Below are 16,421 nucleotides of genomic sequence, written 5' to 3' on the forward strand. Positions count from 1 at the left end.
CAGGGGGATCGATCGACCCTCCAGGGTAGTCCGGCGCACGACATCCCCTCGCCCCGCGGCTCTCCAGCCGGATCAGACCACCGTCGCACCCGGCGCCGGCCCCGACGCCACACGCACCGTCCGGCACGTGCCGGAGGCGCGCAGTGCGTCCGCGATCTTCACCGCCGACTCCGTGTCACGGGCGAGGAACGCCGTGGTCGGGCCCGAGCCGGAGACGAGCCCGGCGAGGGCGCCCGCGGCGCTGCCGGCCGCGAGAGTGTCGGCGAGTTCCGGGAAGAGCGAGAGGGCGGCGGGCTGGAGGTCGTTGGAGACGGCGGCGGCGAGCGCGTCCGGGTCGCCCCCGGCCAGCGCGTCGAGCAGGTCCTCGGAGGCGACGGGCTCGGGGACGTCGAGGCCCTCGGTGAGCCGGTCGAACTCCCGGAAGACGGCCGGGGTCGACAGCCCGCGCTCCGCCATCGCGAACACCCACGAGAAGCCGCCGCCGACCTCGAGGGTGCGCAGCTTCTCCCCGCGGCCCGTCCCGAGCGCGGCCCCGCCCACCAGGCTGAACGGCACGTCACTGCCCAACTCGGCGCAGATCTCGAGCAGTTCCGCACGGGAGGCGCCCGTCCCCCACAGCGCGTCGCAGGCCAGCAGCGCACCGGCCCCGTCCGCGCTGCCGCCCGCCATGCCGCCGGCGACGGGGATGTCCTTGGCGATGTGGAGGTGCACGGCGGGGTCGAGCCCGCGGCGCTCCGCGAGGGCGATCGCCGCGCGGGCCGCGAGATTCGTACGGTCGAGGGGGACCTCGGCGGCGTCGGGTCCCGCGCAGGTGACGCGGAGCTCCTCGGCGGGCGTCACGGTCACCTCGTCGTAGAGTCCGACCGCGAGGAAGACGTTGGCCAGGTCGTGGAAGCCGTCGGGGCGGGCGGCGCCCACCGCGAGCTGGACGTTGACCTTGGCGGGGACGCGGACGGTGACGCTCACTGCTGACCGGACTCCTTGTTCTCGGCGATGCGCGCGAACTCCTCGACGGTGAGCGACTCGCCGCGGGCCTGGGGCGAGACGCCCGCCGCCACGAGGGCCGTCTCGGCGGCCGCGGCCGAACCCGCCCACCCGGCGAGCGCGGCCCGCAGCGTCTTGCGGCGCTGGGCGAACGCGGCGTCGACGACCGCGAACACCTCGCGCCTCGACGCCGACGTCTTGATCGGCTCGGCCCGCCGCACCAGCGAGACGAGCCCGCTGTCCACATTCGGTGCGGGCCAGAAGACAGTGCGGCCGATCGACCCGGCCCGCTTGACCTCGGCGTACCAGTTGGCCTTCACGGACGGGACGCCGTACACCTTCGAACCGGGCGGTGCGGCGAGCCGGTCGGCGACCTCCGCCTGGACCATGACGAGGGTGCGTTCGATGCTCGGGAAGGTTTCGAGCATGTGCAGCAGCACGGGTACGGCGACGTTGTACGGCAGGTTCGCGACCAGTGCCGTCGGCGAGGGGCCGGGGAGGTCGGTGATGTGCATCGCGTCCGAGTGCACGACGGCGAAGCGGTCGGCCCGGTCGGGCATGCGGGCGGCGATCGTCGCGGGCAGTGCGGAGGCGAGTACGTCGTCGATCTCCACGGCGGTGACGCGGTCCGCCGCTTCCAGCAGCGCCAGGGTGAGCGAGCCGAGCCCGGGCCCTACCTCCACCACCACGTCGTCGGGGCGGACGCCCGCGGTCCTGACGATACGGCGGACCGTGTTCGCGTCGATCACGAAGTTCTGGCCGCGCTGTTTGGTGGGGCGGACCCCTAGGACGGCCGCGAGTTCACGGATGTCGGCGGGGCCGAGGAGGGCGTCTGGGGAGGGGCTGCTGCTCACGGCCCCAAGGGTACGGGGCCGGGGGTGCTGCGCTCACCCGTGCAAGCGAGCTCCGCAGTGCGGCCACGGGCTCGCCCCCCGCCGTACGTACAGCTTCTTCGCGCGGAACGTCTGTTCCGCCGCAGACGCGTCCTGCGGCCGCCCCGAGCCGCCCAGCCCCTGCCAGGTCCTCGTGTCGAACTGGTACAGCCCTCCGTACGTCCCCGAGGAATCCACCGCGTCCGGCCGGCCCCCGGACTCGCACACCGCGAGCCCCTGCCAGTTCAGATGGTCCGCTCCCTGCACGGACGTAGGCATCGGCTTCGTGCCCACCCTGACCCGCTGCGCCCGGGGCTCCCGCACCAACTCGACCCTGATCCGGCGCGGCTTCTGCCGGACCCCGTTGACGGTCCGCAGGGAGTACGTGACCCGTCGCACCCCCGGCACCCCCGCCTGCTCCACGACCTCCGTGCCCTTGAAGAGCGAGGCGTCCTCGCTCCGCTCCTCCCGGAACGGGATCTGCTCCTCGTGCACTTCCTTCGTCCCGGTGATCCGCAGCACCGTGACGGTCTGCCCGTCGCGCGGAAAGCTCCCCGGCGCCACCGAGGTGGTGTCCATGCCTCTGAGCGTGATCCCGGCCGCCTCCAGGGCCTCCCCCACGGTCGCCGCGTTGGTCCGGATCGTCCGCGCCCGGCCGTCCGCCATGATCGTCACGGACCGCTCGGTCCGCACATCCAGCGCGAGCCCCTCCCGCCCGATCGGCCGGGAGCGCGAGGTGGACACATAAGCGCCCTCCGCGCGCACCCCCAGCTGTTCGAGCGCCCCGTCCACCGTTCGTGCCGTGGTCCACACCTCACGCCGGTGCCCGTCGAGCGTGAGCCGCACGGGACGCCCGTACCGCACCGCGACCTCGTCCCCGCTGGCGAGCTGTTCGCCGGGGGCGGGCGCGACGACGTCATGCGCCCCCACCGCGACACCCTCCTCCGCGAGCAGTTCGCTCACGTCGTCCGAGAAGGTGTGCAGAGTCCGCGGCTTGCCGTCGACGCTGAGCTCGATCGCCTTGTCCTTGGCGACGAACGCGGTGGTACCGCCCGCCAGGAACGCGACCACCAGCGCCTGCGGAAGCAGTCGGCGCATCGCGCTGTCCGGGCGATCCGCGTACCGCGCCCGGCGTCGGTGCGCGGCCCGCCCCGCTTCGGCACGCGGGGACGGCACGGGCGCCTGGCCCCGCACCTCGTACGCGGGCCGGTAAGTGTCCTCGTAGGGCAGCGTCCGCGCCGGGTCCGGTGCCCCGTACAGCCCGTAGGCGAGCGTCTCCGCGGTGTGCTCGGCGGGGGGCGTGTCGAAACCGCCGTGCGCCGGTGGTCCGTACGGCTCGGTCGGGCCGTACGGCTCATAGGGCCCGTATGTCTCGTTCGTCTCGTACGTCTCGTGCTGCGAGTTGCTCACGCCGACACGCTCCAGGGGCCGAGGGGTCCAGAGGGGTCCGGATCGGGCCCACAGAACCTAGCGGAGCGGTCGTCACTCTCCAAAGTGACACGACTACCCGGAGTTACGTCCGATGGGGTCAGTACCCGAAGGCGCGTGCGGTGTTGGCGGCGAGTGCCGTGGCCAACGCGTCCTCGTCGATGCCGCGCACGGCGGCCATGGCGCGCACCGTGACCGGAATGAGATAGGGGGCGTTGGGCCGTCCGCGGTACGGCGCCGGCGTCAGGAAGGGCGCGTCGGTCTCCACGAGCAGCAGCTCGAGCGGCGCCACGGCCACCGCGTCCCGCAGGTTCTGGGCGTTCTTGAAGGTGACGTTGCCGGCGAAGGACATGAAGTATCCGGCGCCGGCACAGATCTCCGCCATCTCGGCGTCCCCGGAGTAGCAGTGGAAGACGGTGCGCTCGGGAGCGCCCTCCTCCTTCAGCACGCGCAGGACGTCCGCGTGGGCGTCGCGGTCGTGGATGACGAGCGCCTTGCCGTGCCGCTTGGCCATCTCGATGTGGGCGCGGAAGGACGCCTCCTGCGCCTCCTTGCCCTCGGGCCCGGTGCGGAAGTAGTCGAGACCCGTCTCGCCGACGCCCTTGACCTGCGGGAGTCCGGCCAGGCGGTCGATCTCCGCGAGCGCCTCGTCGAGCGCCGATGCGCCCCCCGCCTCGCGCGCCCCCTGCCGGGACCACCCGTCGGGGTCGCCGTGGACGATCCGGGGCGCCTCGTTGGGGTGCAGGGCCACGGTGGCGTGGACGGCGTCGTACCGCTCCGCCGTCTCGGCCGCCCAGCGGGAGCCCCGTACGTCGCAGCCGACCTGGACGACCGTCGTCACCCCGACCGACGCGGCTTTCGCGAGCCCCTCCTCCACGGTCCCGTCCTGCATGTCCAGGTGGGTGTGGGAGTCGGCGACCGGCACCCGGAGGGGCTCCGGGAGCGGCGGCGCCGCGCTCTTCTCTCGGGGGTTGTTCGAAGGCATGCCCCGATCCTACGGAAGGGGCATGCCCACCCGGCTGCCGGAGCGGTCAGCTCGCCTTGCGCTGGAACACGTGCAGCAGGTCCGCCAGGTGCCAGTGATGGTCTTCGCCCGACTCCTCGCCCCCGGCCGCCGGCGCCTCCACGGGCCCGGCGGGGGGCGTGCGGTGCTGCCGGTGGGCCGCGTCACGGGCGGACGCGACCCGGCCGGGCCGCATGATCCGTACGACATGGTGGTCGCAGTTCGCGCACGCGGGCCTGGAGAGCGGAGAGGGCACGACCCGTCCGTCCACCACGTACTGCACGAATTCCCGGCCGTCGGCGTCGATGTGGTGCTCTATCTCGTACGACTGCTCCCACCCGTGCCCGCAGCGCATGCAGGCGAAGGAATAGGACTCGTTGACGACGGCTGTCGCACCGGGGTGCCCTGCGATCTCGCTCATTCCAGCTCCTGTTTGTCCGCTGGTTTCGAAGGACGGGTACGTCCCTCACCCCAGTGGACGCCTCCCCGGACCCGAACGCGACAGGCCTGTCGACTGTTGGAGGCGATTTGGGCGTTCCTTGCCGAACCGCCCCGCGAGACCGCGCGGAGCTTTGCATTCCGAGACACCGCTTTGCCGGCACATGGGGCGCACGCTCAGAAGTCATGCGCCCTGCTCAGAGGGGGTGTGACCCCCCTCATGCGGCGCGTCAGGAAGGGGCGTTCTTCGCCGCGACGACCGCATCGAAAACAACCCTCTTGGGGACTCCCGCCTCGACGGCGACCGCGGCGATCGCCTCCTTGCGCCGCTCGCCCGCCTCCTCCCGCACCCGCACCCTGCGCACCAGTTCCGCGTCGTCGATCTCCTCGGCCCCCTTCTCGGGCGCCCCCTCGACCACGACGGTGATCTCCCCCCGGACCCCTTCCGCGGCCCACTCGGCGAGAAAGCCCACCGTCCCCCGCTTGACCTCCTCGTACGTCTTCGTCAACTCCCGGCACACCGCCGCCCGCCGCTCCGCCCCGAACACCTCGGCCATCGCCGCGAGCGTGTCGTCGAGCCGGTGGGGAGCCTCGAAGTACACCAGGGTGCGCCGCTCGCCGACGACCTCCCGCAGTCGTGAGAGCCGCTCACCGCCCTTGCGCGGCAGGAACCCCTCGAAGCAGAACCGGTCGACGGGCAGCCCGGACAGCGCGAGCGCGGTGAGGACGGCGGACGGCCCCGGTACGGCCGTGACGCGGACGTCCTTCTCGACCGCCGCGGCGACCAGCCGGTACCCGGGGTCGGACACCGACGGCATCCCGGCGTCGGTGACGAGCAACACGCGCGCGCCGGCGAGGAGTTCCTCGACGAGTTCGGGCGTGCGGGCGGCCTCGTTGCCCTCGAAGTACGACACGATCCGGCCCTTGGGCGTCACGCCCAGCCCCTGGGTCAGCCGCCGCAGCCGCCGGGTGTCCTCGGCCGCGACCACGTCGGCCCCGGCCAGTTCCTCCGCCAGCCGGGGAGGAGCGTCCGCGATGTCGCCGATGGGGGTGCCCGCCAAGACAAGGGTTCCAGTCACACCCCCATCCTCCCAGGGGCGCCCCGAACCGGACGCATCCACCCATGCACGGGACTCACACAGCGCCGTTCCTTACGATGGCGCGGTGACCAGTACCGCGTCCTCCACGGACACCCGGCAGGACCAGGCCCCCCAGGACCGGCGGCCGTCGTGGCAGCAGAGGCTGCGCCGTTTCGGCTACACGGCCGAGACCAGAAGCGACGTGCGCGAGCGCCTGGTACCGCCCTTCGTCGAGCCCAGTCCGCGGATGTGGCAGGTCCTGGGTGTGCCCCGGACGCTCGCCGAGCGGATCGCGCGCTGGTCGGGCTGGATCGGGCCGCTGCTGGTGACGCTGGTGGCAGGGCTGATGCGGTTCTGGAACCTGGGCAGCCCGAAGAAGGTGATATTCGACGAGACGTACTACGCCAAGGACGCGTGGGCGCTCGTCCACCGCGGCTTCGAGCTCAGCTGGGACAAGAACGTCGACAGTCTGATCCTGAACTCCGACGGGAACGTTCCGCTCCCGACGAACGCCGCCTATGTCGTGCACCCGCCGGTCGGCAAGTACGTCATCGGACTCGGCGAGCTGATGTTCGGGTTCAACCCGTTCGGCTGGCGGTTCATGACGGCGTTGCTGGGGACGCTGTCGGTGCTGATCGTGTGCCGGGTGGGCCGCCGTATCTTCCGCTCCACGTTCCTGGGCTGCCTGGCGGGCGCGCTGATGACCGTGGACGGCCTGGCCTTCGTGATGGCGCGGACCGCGCTGCTCGACGGTGTGCTGATGTTCTTCGTACTGGCCGCGTTCGCCTGTCTGGTCATCGACCGCGACCGGGCACGGGAGAAACTCGCCGCCGCGCTGCCGGTCGACTCCTACGGCCTCGTGCGCCCCGACGCGCACATCGGGGACACCCTGTTCCTGGGCTTGCGCCCCTACCGCTGGCTGGCGGGCCTGCTCCTGGGTCTGGCCATCGGCACCAAGTGGAACGGCCTGTTCTTCCTCATCGCCTTCGGCATCATGACAGTCCTGTGGGACGTCGGCTCGCGCCGCGTCGCGGGTGCGCGGCACCCCCACTTGGCGGTCCTCAAGTACGACTTCGGCATCGCGCTCTTCGCCATGGTGCCGGTCGCGGTCGTCACCTACGTCACCTCGTGGATCGGCTGGATCCTCTCCCCCGCGGACGGCACCGGCGGCTACTACCGCAACTGGGCCGCGAACGACGGCAGGGGCGGCAGCTGGACCTTCCTGCCGGACTGGTGGCGCAGCCTGGTCCACTACGAGCACGAGGTCTACAAGTTCAACGTCGGCCTGTCCTCGCCCCACACGTACATGTCCAACCCGTGGAGCTGGATCGTCGACGGCCGCCCGGTCTCGTACTTCTACGAGTCCCCCGCGCCCGGCACCGACGGCTGCCCGGCCGACGCGGGCGAGAAGTGCGCCCGCGAGGTCCTGGCGATCGGCACGCCGCTGCTGTGGTGGGCCGCCTGCTTCGCGATCCTCTACGTCCTGTGGCGCTGGTTCTTCCGCCGCGACTGGCGTGCGGGCGCCATCGCCTGCGGTATCGCGGCCGGTTATCTCCCCTGGTTCAACTACCAGGAACGCACGATCTTCTTCTTCTACACGATCGTCTTCCTCCCCTTCCTCTGCCTGGCCGTCGCCATGCTCATCGGCGCCCTCGTCGGCCCGCCGGGCTCCAGGGACACCCGCCGGGTCGCGGGCGCCACGGCGGCCGGAGTCCTGGTCCTCCTGATCGCCTGGAACTTCATCTACTTCTGGCCCCTGTACACCGGCACGAGCATCCCGATCGACGACTGGCGGTCGCGGATGTGGCTGGATACATGGGTCTAGAGGAACTGTCATTCACATATGTGATTGAGCACCTGCTTCGACGAATCAGGAAACTCTTACCCCCCGTGTCACACCTCCCGCTTAGAGTTCCCACAACAACGGGGCATTGGGGAGGGGGCCAGACCATGGCCAAGGGGGTGAAGGTCGCTGTCGTCAGCACGGTGTTCGCCGTGATGGTCGGCGGGGCCGGATACGGGGCGTACAACTTCGTGTCGGCGATGAGCGACGACGGGAGCGGCGGGGTCGGGGACGCCAAGCGGAGCGGGCCGCCCACCAGCGACGAGATCGCGAAGACGTCGAAGGACTTCTTCGCCGCCTGGGAGAAGGGCGACGCGGCGAGCGCGGCCGCGTTCACGAACAACAACACGGCGGCCGAGGTGCTGCTGGCCGCCTACGGGACGGACGCGCACATCGGCGAGGTGCACATCACGCCCGGCAAGGCGACCGGCGCCACCGTGCCGTACAGCGTGAAGGCGACCGTCTCCTACGACGGGAAGTCGAAGCCGCTGGCGTACCGGAGCAAGCTGACCGTCGTGCGCGGGGTGACCACCGGGAAGGCGCTGGTGGACTGGCAGCCCTCCGTGGTCTATCCGAAGCTCCAGAGGGACGACCGGCTGGTCACCGGCGAGTCCGCGAACCCGTCCATCGAGGCGGTGGCCCGCGACGGCAAGGTGCTGACCAAGGAGAAGTACCCGTCGCTGGGTCCGGTCCTGGACGCCCTGCGCGAGAAGTACGGAGCCGAGGCCGGCGGCACCCCCGGCATCGAACTGGTCATCAAGCACCCGGACCAGACGCCCGACACCTCGCTGCTGACCCTCTCCGAGGGCAAGGCGGGCAAGCTGGAGACCACCATCAGCGCGACCGCGCAGGCGGCCGCCGAGAAGGCCGTGAAGCTGTACGGCCAGTCGTCGGTCGTCGCCGTCAAGCCGAGCACCGGTGAGGTGCTGGCCGTGGCCAACAACCGTACGGACAGCTTCAACGCGGCCTTCGAGGGCACCAAGGCCCCCGGCTCCACGATGAAGATCATCACCGCCGCGATGCTCATCGACAACGGCGTGACCTCGATGAACGGCCCGGCTCCCTGTCCGCCCGACGCGGTGTGGCAGGGGCAGACCTTCAAGAACCTCACCGGCATGCAGCCCAACGAGGGCGCCTCGCTGGCCAACAGCTTCATGCGGTCCTGCAACACCGCCTTCATCAAGCTGATCGACGAGAAGCCGCTCACCGACGAGTCGCTGACGCTGGAGGCCCAGAACCGGTTCGGGATCGGCGAGGACTGGAAGACCGGCATCGTCTCCTTCGACGGGAAGGTGCCCGCCGTCAGCGGTCCGGACCGCGCGGCGAACGCGATAGGCCAGGGCCAGGTCCAGATGAACCCGCTGAACATGGCCTCGGTGACGGCCACCGCGATCACCGGTGCCTTCCGCCAGCCCTACCTGGTCTCGCCGAAGCTCGACAGCCGTGAACTGGCCACCGCGAAGGGGCTGCCGTACAACACCGCCTCCCAGCTGAAGCAGATGATGCGGCTCACCGCGACCCAGGGCACGGCGGCCAAGGCGATGGCGGGGCTCGGTGGGGACATCGGCGCGAAGACCGGTTCCGCGGAGGTCGACGGGCAGCAGGTGTCGAACAGCTGGTTCACCGGTTTCCGCAACGACATGGCCGCGGCGGCCATGACCGAGGAGGGTGGCCACGGCGGCGACGCGGCGGGTCCGATTGTCGCAGCTGTGCTACGAGCCGCAGGCTGACGTCACCCGTGCGGGACAGGGACTCTAGGCTGTTGCCGTCGTTGGGATGGATGAGGGCAACGGGGACCCTGGGAACTGGCGGAGGAAACGGAAGCCGTGGGTAGCAGAAGGCGCGTCGCCGAGCGACGGAAGACCAAGCCCGCCGTGGTCGGCGGGATGATCGCCGTGGTCGTCGGCGGCGCCGGCCTCGGCGTCTACGCGCTCTACGGTGCCGGGGCCGCGGCCGACGACCGGACGCAGAACACCTCCGTGTCCGCCGCGGACCACAAGCCCAAGGTCAAGACCGGACCGCTGTCGGCGACCGAGGTCACCACCGTCGCGACCACCTTCCTGACCTCCTGGCAGCAGGGCAAGGTGAGCACGGCCGCCGCCGCGACGAGCGACAGCGCGGCCGCCACCGCCCTCCTCACCGGCTACACCAAGGACGCCCACATCACCGGCGTCACCCTCACCCCGGGCCCCCGCACCGGCGACAAGGTGCCCTTCTCCGTGAAGGCGACGGTGACGTACAAGGGCACCAGCAAGCCGCTGACGTACGGCAGTTCCCTGACCGTCGTCCGCAACACCGGCACCGGGAAGCCCCAGGTCGGCTGGACCGCCTCGGTCGTCCACCCCGATCTGAAGGACGGCGACACCCTGGTCACCGGCGAGTCCGGGACCCCGCCGATCAAGGCGGTCGACCGGGACGGCGGCGAGATCACCGAGGCCACGTACCCGTCGCTGGGTACGGTGCTGGACGGTCTGCGCGAGAAGTACGGCAAGAAGGCCGGCGGCAAGGCGGGCATCGAGCTGCGGGTGATCCGCGGGAAGGGCTCCAAGTCCTCCGACAAGACCCTGGTGGAGCTCAGCAAGGGCACCCCGGGCACCGTGCGGACGACCCTGAACCCGACGCTCCAGGCGGCGGCCGAGGCGCAGGTCGCCAAGCAGGCGCGGTCCTCCGTCGTCGTGCTGCGTCCGTCGACCGGCGAGATCCTCGCGGTGGCGAACGCGAGCCACGGCTTCAACACCGCCTTCCAGGGTTCCCTCGCCCCGGGCTCCACGATGAAGGTCATCACCTCCTCGCTGCTGATCGACAAGGACCTCGCGTCGGCGGACAAGGCGCACCCGTGCCCGAAGTACTTCACGTACGGCGGCTGGAAGTTCCAGAACGACGACAAGTTCGAGATCAAGGGCGGCACCTTCAAGGCGAGCTTCGCCCGCTCCTGCAACACCGCCTTCATCAGCCAGGCGGGCAAGCTGGACAACGACAGCCTGACCAAGCAGGCCCAGCAGGTCTTCGGCCTGTCCATGAACAACTGGGCGATCGGCGTCCCGTCCTTCGACGGCTCGGTGCCGGTGCAGAGCGCGGCCCAGAAGGCGGCCTCGCTGATCGGCCAGGGCGGGGTCCGGATGAACCCGCTGAACATGGCGTCCGTCTCCGCCACCGTCGAGTCGGGCACCTTCAAGCAGCCCTACCTGGTCTCCCCCTCGGTCGACCACCGCACGCTGGCCACCGCCTCGCGCACGCTGTCCTCGGGCACCCTGTCGCAGCTGCGTGAGCTGATGGCGTACACGGCGGGCTACGGCACGGCGGCCGAGGCGATGTCCGGGGTCTACGGCAACGTCGGCGCAAAGACCGGTTCCGCGGAGGTCGACGGCCAGAAGAAGCCGAACGGCTGGTTCACCGCGTACCGGGGCGACCTCGCGGCCGCCGGCGTCGTCCAGGCGGGTGGCCACGGCGGCGACACGGCGGGCCCGATCGTGGCGGCCCTGCTGAAGATGGGCGGCTAGTTCCGCACGGGTGCCGTGGCCGTGTACGTCCGCCGCAGGAACCTGAGCAGGGCCTTCTGCTCGAACTGCACCACCGACACCCCCTGGGGGGAGTGGAACTCCACCACGGCCTGTACCCGCCCGCACGGCCACACCCGCACGTCACCGCTGCCGACCGGCGCCCTGAGTCCCTGTTCGAGCAGCGCCCGCGAGAAGGTCCATTCGTGCATGCCCGGCAGGCCGATCCGTACCGAGCGCGGGTCGGTCTCCGGGTCGTAGCGCAGGACCACCGGGATCGCCTCGTCCTCCGCGATGTCCACGTCCGAAACGATATGGGCTCGTGCGTACTGTTCGACTACAGACATCGTGACGGGCCTCTCACGCTGCGTAACCTGTGTGGAAGCTGTGCGTCCACTCCCCTCCCAGCGTCGCACATTTCCCGCGCTCCGCCCCCTGGACCGAAAGCCTGCGAGTTGCTGTTCGCGGATCGGCCCTCTTGCAAAGGGTTCGCAACAAGCCACTATCATCGAACGGTGCATGTGCCTGACGGATTCATAGACGCCCCCATCTCGGCAGCGACCGGAGTCGTCGCCACGGCCGCCGTCGCGGTCAGCCTGCGCGGCGCCCGCCGCGAGCTGGACGAACGCACCGCGCCCCTGGCCGGCCTCGTCTCGGCGTTCATCTTCGCCGTGCAGATGCTGAACTTCCCGGTGGCTGCTGGGACCAGCGGACACCTCCTCGGCGGAGCCCTCGCCGCGATCCTCGTGGGCCCCTACACCGGGGTCCTCTGTGTCTCCGTGGTCCTGCTCATGCAGGGCATCCTCTTCGCGGACGGCGGCCTGACCGCGCTCGGCGTGAACATCACCGACATGGCCGTCGTCACGACGGTCGTGGCGTACGCCGTCTTCCGCGGGCTGGTGAAGGTGCTCCCCAGAAAGCACAGCTCCATCACCGCCGCCTCCTTCGTGGCCGCCGTACTCTCCGTGCCCGCCGCGGCCGTCGCCTTCACCCTGATCTACGCCGTCGGCGGCACCACCGACGTCTCCATCGGCAAGGTCGCCACCGCGATGATCGGCGTCCACGTCCTCATCGGCATCGGCGAGGCGGTCATCACCGCGCTGACCGTCGGCGCCGTCGTCGCCGTACGCCCCGACCTGGTGTACGGCGCCCGCGGCCTCCAGCAGAAGCTGAAGCTGCGGGTGGACGGCCAACTCGTCGACGTGCCCGCCGAACCCGCCCCGGTCGCCGCCCGGTCGCACCGCAAGGTGTGGATCACCGGCCTGGTCACCTCCCTGGTGCTCGCCGGCGTCGTCAGCTTCTACGCGTCCGCCGACCCGGACGGGCTGGAGAAGGTCGCCGCCGACAAGGGCATCGACGCCAAGACCGAGAAGCACGCCACGGCGGACTCACCGCTCGCCGACTACGGCGTGAAGGACGTCGAGGACGCCCGCCTGTCCGGGGGGCTGGCGGGCGTGATCGGCGTCGGCGTCACCGTCGTCGCGGGCAGCACGGTGTTCTGGGTGGTGCGCAGGCGCCGTACGGCCGACACCACCCCCGTCGGCACGGGCGTCTGACATGGGCGCCGGACACGCGCACCGGCTCTACCGGCACGGACACTCGCCGGTGCACGCCCTGCCACCGCACACCAAACTCGCGGCGGCCTTCGGCTTCGTGGTGGTCGTCGTCTCGACCCCGCGCGAGGCGATGTGGGCGTTCGGCCTGTACGCCGTCCTCCTGGGCGTCGTCGCGTACGCCGCGCGCGTGCCGGCCGACTTCCTGCTGAAGCGGCTGCTGATCGAGGTGCCGTTCGTGGCGTTCGCCGTGCTGATGCCGTTCGTCGCGGAGGGCGAGCGGGTCGAGGTGCTCGGGATCTCCCTGAGCGTGAGCGGCCTGTGGGGCGCCTGGAACGTACTCGCCAAGGGCACGCTGGGGGTCGCCGCGTCGGTGCTGCTGGCGTCCACCACCGAACTGCGCTCGGTGCTGCTCGGCCTGCAACGGCTCAGACTCCCGCCGCTGCTGGTCCAGATCGCCTCCTTCATGATCCGCTACGGCGATGTCATCACCGACGAGATGCGGCGGATGCGGATCGCGCGGGAGTCGCGGGGGTTCGAGGCGAGCGGCGTCAAGCACTGGGGCGTCCTCGCGAAGTCGGCCGGCGCGCTGTTCATCCGCTCCTACGAGCGCGGCGAGCGCGTACACCTGGCCATGGTCAGCCGGGGGTACGCCGGTTCGATGCCGGTCATCGACGAGGTGACCGCGTCCCGGGCGCAGTGGTCGTACGCCCTCGCGCTCCCCGTCGCCGCCCTTGTCGTCTGCGTGTTGGGATGGGCCCTGTGAGCACTGCTTCCCTGGAGGTCTCCGGCCTCGCCTTCGCCTATCCGGACGGGCATCAGGCCCTGTTCGGCGTGGACTTCTCCCTCGCGCGCGGCGAGCGGGTCGCGCTGCTCGGCCCCAACGGCGCCGGCAAGACGACCCTGGTGCTGCACCTCAACGGCATCCTGAGCGGCGGGGTGGGCACGGTGACGGTCGCCGGGCTGCCCGTGGACAAGAAGCACATGGCCGAGATCCGGCGCAAGGTCGGCATCGTCTTCCAGGACCCCGACGACCAGCTCTTCATGCCGACCGTGCGCGAGGACGTGGCGTTCGGACCGGCGGCGGCCGGGCTCAGGGGGCCCGAGCTGGAGGAACGCGTGGACCGGGCGCTCACCAGGGTCGGCATGGCGGATTTCAAGGACCGGCCCCCGCACCACCTCTCCTTCGGCCAGCGGCGCCGGGTGGCGGTGGCCACCGTGCTGGCGATGGAGCCGGAGATCCTCGTCCTCGACGAGCCCTCCTCCAACCTCGACCCGGCCTCCCGCCGCGAACTCGCCGACATCCTGCGCTCGTTGGACGTGACGGTCCTGATGGTGACGCACGACCTGCCGTACGCACTGGAGCTGTGCCCGCGCTCGCTGATCCTGAGCGAGGGCACCATCGCCGCGGACGGGAAGACCGCCGAGCTCCTCGCCGACGACGCGCTGATGCGGGCCCACCGGCTGGAGTTGCCCTTCGGATTCGATCCGCGGTCCGTGACAATGGGCGCGTGACGAACGAAGAGGACGCCGGATCGCTGCTGCTCGACGACCAGTTGTGCTTCGCGCTGTACGCCGCCCAGCGCGCGGTGACGGCCGCGTACCGGCCGCTCCTCGACGAGCTCGGGCTCACCTATCCGCAGTACCTCGTGCTGCTGGTGCTGTGGGAGTGCGGTCAGACGACCGTGAAGGAGCTGGCAGCCGCCCTGCGCCTCGACTACGGCACGGTCTCGCCGTTGCTCAAGCGGCTGGAGAGCGCGGGGTTCGTACGCCGGGAGCGCGCGGCGAGCGACGAGCGCTCGGTGCTGGTGGCATGCACGGGGCGCGCGGAGGAGCTCAGGGAGCGCGCGGCAGCCGTGCCCGGCGCCCTCCTCTCCGCGACCGGGCTCGACACCAAGGAGGCCGCGAGACTGCGCGAGGACTTGTGGGGGCTCGCGAACAGAGCGCACGAAGCTTCCGAGCGCCCCCGCTGACCTCCTGTTACCCGAGGTTGCCACCCCCTGGTAGTCCGGGGTCAGCCTACCGGTCAGTATCTTGTGCACGATGTACTTGCGCGCACTTCTCCGGGGGGAGACCAGCCATGCCTGAGGAAACCGCCGTCGACACCCGGCCGACGAAGATCATGTATGTCGCCGAGGCCACGGCACACGGCGGCCGGGACGGCTATGTCACCAGCCAGGACGGCCAGATCGAGCTGAAGGTCGCGATGCCGCCGGCTCTCGGCGGGGACGGCAACGGCACCAACCCGGAGCAGCTGTTCGCCGCCGGGTACAGCGCCTGCTTCCACAACGCGCTGATCCTCGTCGGCAACCGCGAGGGCTACGACCTGACCGGCTCCACGGTCGCCGCGAAGGTCGGCATCGGCCCCAACAGACACCGCGGCTACGGCCTCGCGGTCGCCCTGAGCGTCTCGCTGCCGATCCTCGACGCGGGCCTCGCGGGGAGGCTGGTGGACGCGGCCCACGAGGTCTGTCCGTACTCGAACGCGACCCGCGGGAACATCGACGTGACGATTCTGCTTGGCTGAGGGGAGCTTCGAGCGGCAGCAGAGGGAGTACGGGCGTGGACGTGAACGGCACAGTCGCCGAGGGCTTCGAGCCGGTCAGGGAAGTGTTCGCCCGGAACTTCGAGGCGCTCGGGGACCGGGGCGCGGCGGTCGCCGTGTACCGGGACGGGCGCAAGGTGGTCGACCTGTGGGCCGGCAGCAGGGACATCGACGGCACCGAGCCCTGGCGGCACGGCACCGCGCAGGTCGTGCGCTCGGCGACCAAGGGCGTCGCCGCCGCCGTACCCCTGATGCTGCACCAGCGTGGGGAGCTGGACCTGGACGCGCCGGTGGCCGAGTACTGGCCCGGGTTCAAGGCGCGCGGCAAGGAGCGGGTGCTGGTCCGGCACGTGCTGAACCACCGGGCCGGGCTGCCGGTGATCGACCGGCCGCTCACCCCCGAGGAGTCCCTGGACCCGCTGAAGGGCCCCGAGGCGGTCGCCGCGCAGGCACCCGTCTGGGAGCCCGGCACGGACCACGGGTATCACGCGCTGACGTACGGCTGGCTGCTGGACGAACTGGTACGCAGGGTGACCGGGCTCGGGGCCGGTGAGTGGATCGCGCGGGAGATCGCCGGGCCGCTGGGGGCCGAGTTCTGGCTCGGGCTGCCGCAGGACGAGGAAGCGGCCGGGCGGACGGGACGGGTCGGACGGGTCGAAGGCCCCGAGCCCACCGGCGGCCTGCGCGCCCGTCCCAAGCGGTCCGTCACCGAGGCCTACGACGATCCCGGCTCCCTCACCCGCCGCGCCTTCGCCGCGATCACTCCCTTCCCCGACCAGAACGCACCGGAGTACCGGGCGAGCGCCCTGCCCGCGACCAACGGGATCGCGACGGCCGACGGGCTGGCGCGCGTCTACGCGGCGATGGTCGGTGAGATCGACGGGGTGCGGCTCTTCGACCCGGCCACGGTCGAGCTCGCCCGCACCGAGGAGTCGGCGGGTCCGGACCGGGTGCTCGTCGTGAACACTCGTTTCGGACTGGGCTACATGCTGCACGGCAGCGCGTCGCCGTTCCTCGGCGCGGGTTCCTTCGGGCACCCCGGCCGCGGTGGCTCCCTCGGCTTCGCCGACCCGGAGACGGGCATCGCCTTCGGCTATGTCACCAACGGGTTCCGCAAGACGGTCACGGCGGATCCGAGGGCTCAGGCTCTGGTCAGGGCGGTGCGGGCGGCCCTGTGAC

The 16,421-nt window shown here is 71.1% G+C and carries 16 protein-coding genes; 9 read left to right on the forward strand and 7 right to left on the reverse strand.

Going from position 1 to position 16,421, the window contains the following annotated elements:
• Nucleotides 1–72: 72 nt before the first annotated feature.
• The 6 genes from QF027_RS20350 to rsmI form a co-directional block, all read right to left on the reverse strand.
• Nucleotides 73–966 (reverse strand): 4-(cytidine 5'-diphospho)-2-C-methyl-D-erythritol kinase, encoded by an 894-nt coding sequence (locus QF027_RS20350; protein ID WP_306980171.1) that lies wholly within the window; start codon nt 964–966, stop codon nt 73–75.
• Nucleotides 963–1,838 carry a 16S rRNA (adenine(1518)-N(6)/adenine(1519)-N(6))-dimethyltransferase RsmA gene (gene rsmA / locus QF027_RS20355; protein WP_306980169.1) on the reverse strand — a complete coding sequence of 292 codons (876 nt, stop codon included), beginning with the start codon at nt 1,836–1,838 and terminating at the stop codon, nt 963–965. Before rsmA ends, QF027_RS20350 begins: the two co-directional genes overlap by 4 nt.
• 33 nt (nt 1,839–1,871) lie before the next feature.
• Nucleotides 1,872–3,266 carry a resuscitation-promoting factor gene (locus tag QF027_RS20360; protein ID WP_307076085.1) on the reverse strand — a complete coding sequence of 465 codons (1,395 nt, stop codon included), beginning with the start codon at nt 3,264–3,266 and terminating at the stop codon, nt 1,872–1,874.
• A gap of 118 nt (nt 3,267–3,384) precedes the next feature.
• Nucleotides 3,385–4,269, reverse strand: coding sequence for a TatD family hydrolase (locus QF027_RS20365; protein ID WP_307076087.1), 885 nt, complete (start codon nt 4,267–4,269; stop codon nt 3,385–3,387).
• A 46-nt stretch (nt 4,270–4,315) separates the two neighbouring features.
• On the reverse strand, nt 4,316–4,708 hold the full coding sequence (locus QF027_RS20370; protein ID WP_307076089.1) for a hypothetical protein: 393 nt from the start codon (nt 4,706–4,708) through the stop codon (nt 4,316–4,318).
• 247 nt (nt 4,709–4,955) lie between these two features.
• Entirely contained in the window at nt 4,956–5,804 is an 849-nt protein-coding gene (gene rsmI, locus QF027_RS20375) for a 16S rRNA (cytidine(1402)-2'-O)-methyltransferase (protein WP_306980161.1), read from the reverse strand.
• Nucleotides 5,805–5,889: 85 nt separating this feature from the next.
• Here rsmI and QF027_RS20380 point away from each other — a divergent pair, with 85 nt between their 5' ends.
• The 3 genes from QF027_RS20380 to QF027_RS20390 all read left to right on the forward strand — a co-directional run bounded on the left by QF027_RS20380 (nt 5,890) and on the right by QF027_RS20390 (nt 11,147).
• Nucleotides 5,890–7,629: a dolichyl-phosphate-mannose--protein mannosyltransferase gene (locus QF027_RS20380; RefSeq protein ID WP_306980158.1), complete on the forward strand. Its 1,740-nt coding sequence runs from the start codon at nt 5,890–5,892 to the stop codon at nt 7,627–7,629.
• Nucleotides 7,630–7,754: 125 nt separating this feature from the next.
• Complete coding sequence (locus QF027_RS20385; protein ID WP_307076091.1) at nt 7,755–9,377, forward strand: penicillin-binding transpeptidase domain-containing protein; 1,623 nt, start codon at nt 7,755–7,757, stop codon at nt 9,375–9,377.
• A gap of 96 nt (nt 9,378–9,473) precedes the next feature.
• A complete protein-coding gene (locus QF027_RS20390; protein ID WP_307076093.1) occupies nt 9,474–11,147 on the forward strand; it encodes a penicillin-binding transpeptidase domain-containing protein in 1,674 nt (557 codons plus the stop codon).
• On the opposite strand, the gene QF027_RS20395 is transcribed toward QF027_RS20390, so the two are convergent.
• Nucleotides 11,144–11,491, reverse strand: coding sequence for an SsgA family sporulation/cell division regulator (locus QF027_RS20395; RefSeq protein ID WP_306980151.1), 348 nt, complete (start codon nt 11,489–11,491; stop codon nt 11,144–11,146). The genes QF027_RS20390 and QF027_RS20395 overlap by 4 nt on opposite strands.
• 168 nt (nt 11,492–11,659) lie before the next feature.
• On the opposite strand from QF027_RS20395, the gene QF027_RS20400 reads away from it, so the two are divergent.
• The 6 genes from QF027_RS20400 to QF027_RS20425 all read left to right on the forward strand — a co-directional run bounded on the left by QF027_RS20400 (nt 11,660) and on the right by QF027_RS20425 (nt 16,420).
• Entirely contained in the window at nt 11,660–12,700 is a 1,041-nt protein-coding gene (locus QF027_RS20400) for an energy-coupling factor ABC transporter permease (protein WP_307076095.1), read from the forward strand.
• 1 nt (nt 12,701) lies between these two features.
• Nucleotides 12,702–13,463, forward strand: a complete 762-nt coding sequence (cbiQ, locus tag QF027_RS20405) for a cobalt ECF transporter T component CbiQ (RefSeq protein ID WP_307076098.1) — start codon at nt 12,702–12,704, stop codon at nt 13,461–13,463.
• Nucleotides 13,451–14,212 carry an energy-coupling factor ABC transporter ATP-binding protein gene (locus QF027_RS20410; protein WP_307076100.1) on the forward strand — a complete coding sequence of 254 codons (762 nt, stop codon included), beginning with the start codon at nt 13,451–13,453 and terminating at the stop codon, nt 14,210–14,212. The genes cbiQ and QF027_RS20410 overlap by 13 nt, the downstream gene beginning before the upstream one ends.
• Nucleotides 14,209–14,670 (forward strand): MarR family winged helix-turn-helix transcriptional regulator, encoded by a 462-nt coding sequence (locus tag QF027_RS20415; RefSeq protein WP_307076102.1) that lies wholly within the window; start codon nt 14,209–14,211, stop codon nt 14,668–14,670. Before QF027_RS20410 ends, QF027_RS20415 begins: the two co-directional genes overlap by 4 nt.
• Before the next feature lie 107 nt (nt 14,671–14,777).
• Nucleotides 14,778–15,224: an organic hydroperoxide resistance protein gene (locus QF027_RS20420; RefSeq protein ID WP_306980138.1), complete on the forward strand. Its 447-nt coding sequence runs from the start codon at nt 14,778–14,780 to the stop codon at nt 15,222–15,224.
• A gap of 35 nt (nt 15,225–15,259) precedes the next feature.
• The gene (locus QF027_RS20425) at nt 15,260–16,420 is read left to right on the forward strand and encodes a serine hydrolase domain-containing protein (RefSeq protein WP_307076104.1); all 1,161 of its coding nucleotides are present in this window, start codon (nt 15,260–15,262) and stop codon (nt 16,418–16,420) included.
• The last annotated feature ends 1 nt before the right edge of the window (nt 16,421 follow it).

The sequence above is a fragment of the Streptomyces canus genome, assembly GCF_030816965.1.
Lineage (GTDB): Bacteria > Actinomycetota > Actinomycetes > Streptomycetales > Streptomycetaceae > Streptomyces > Streptomyces canus_E.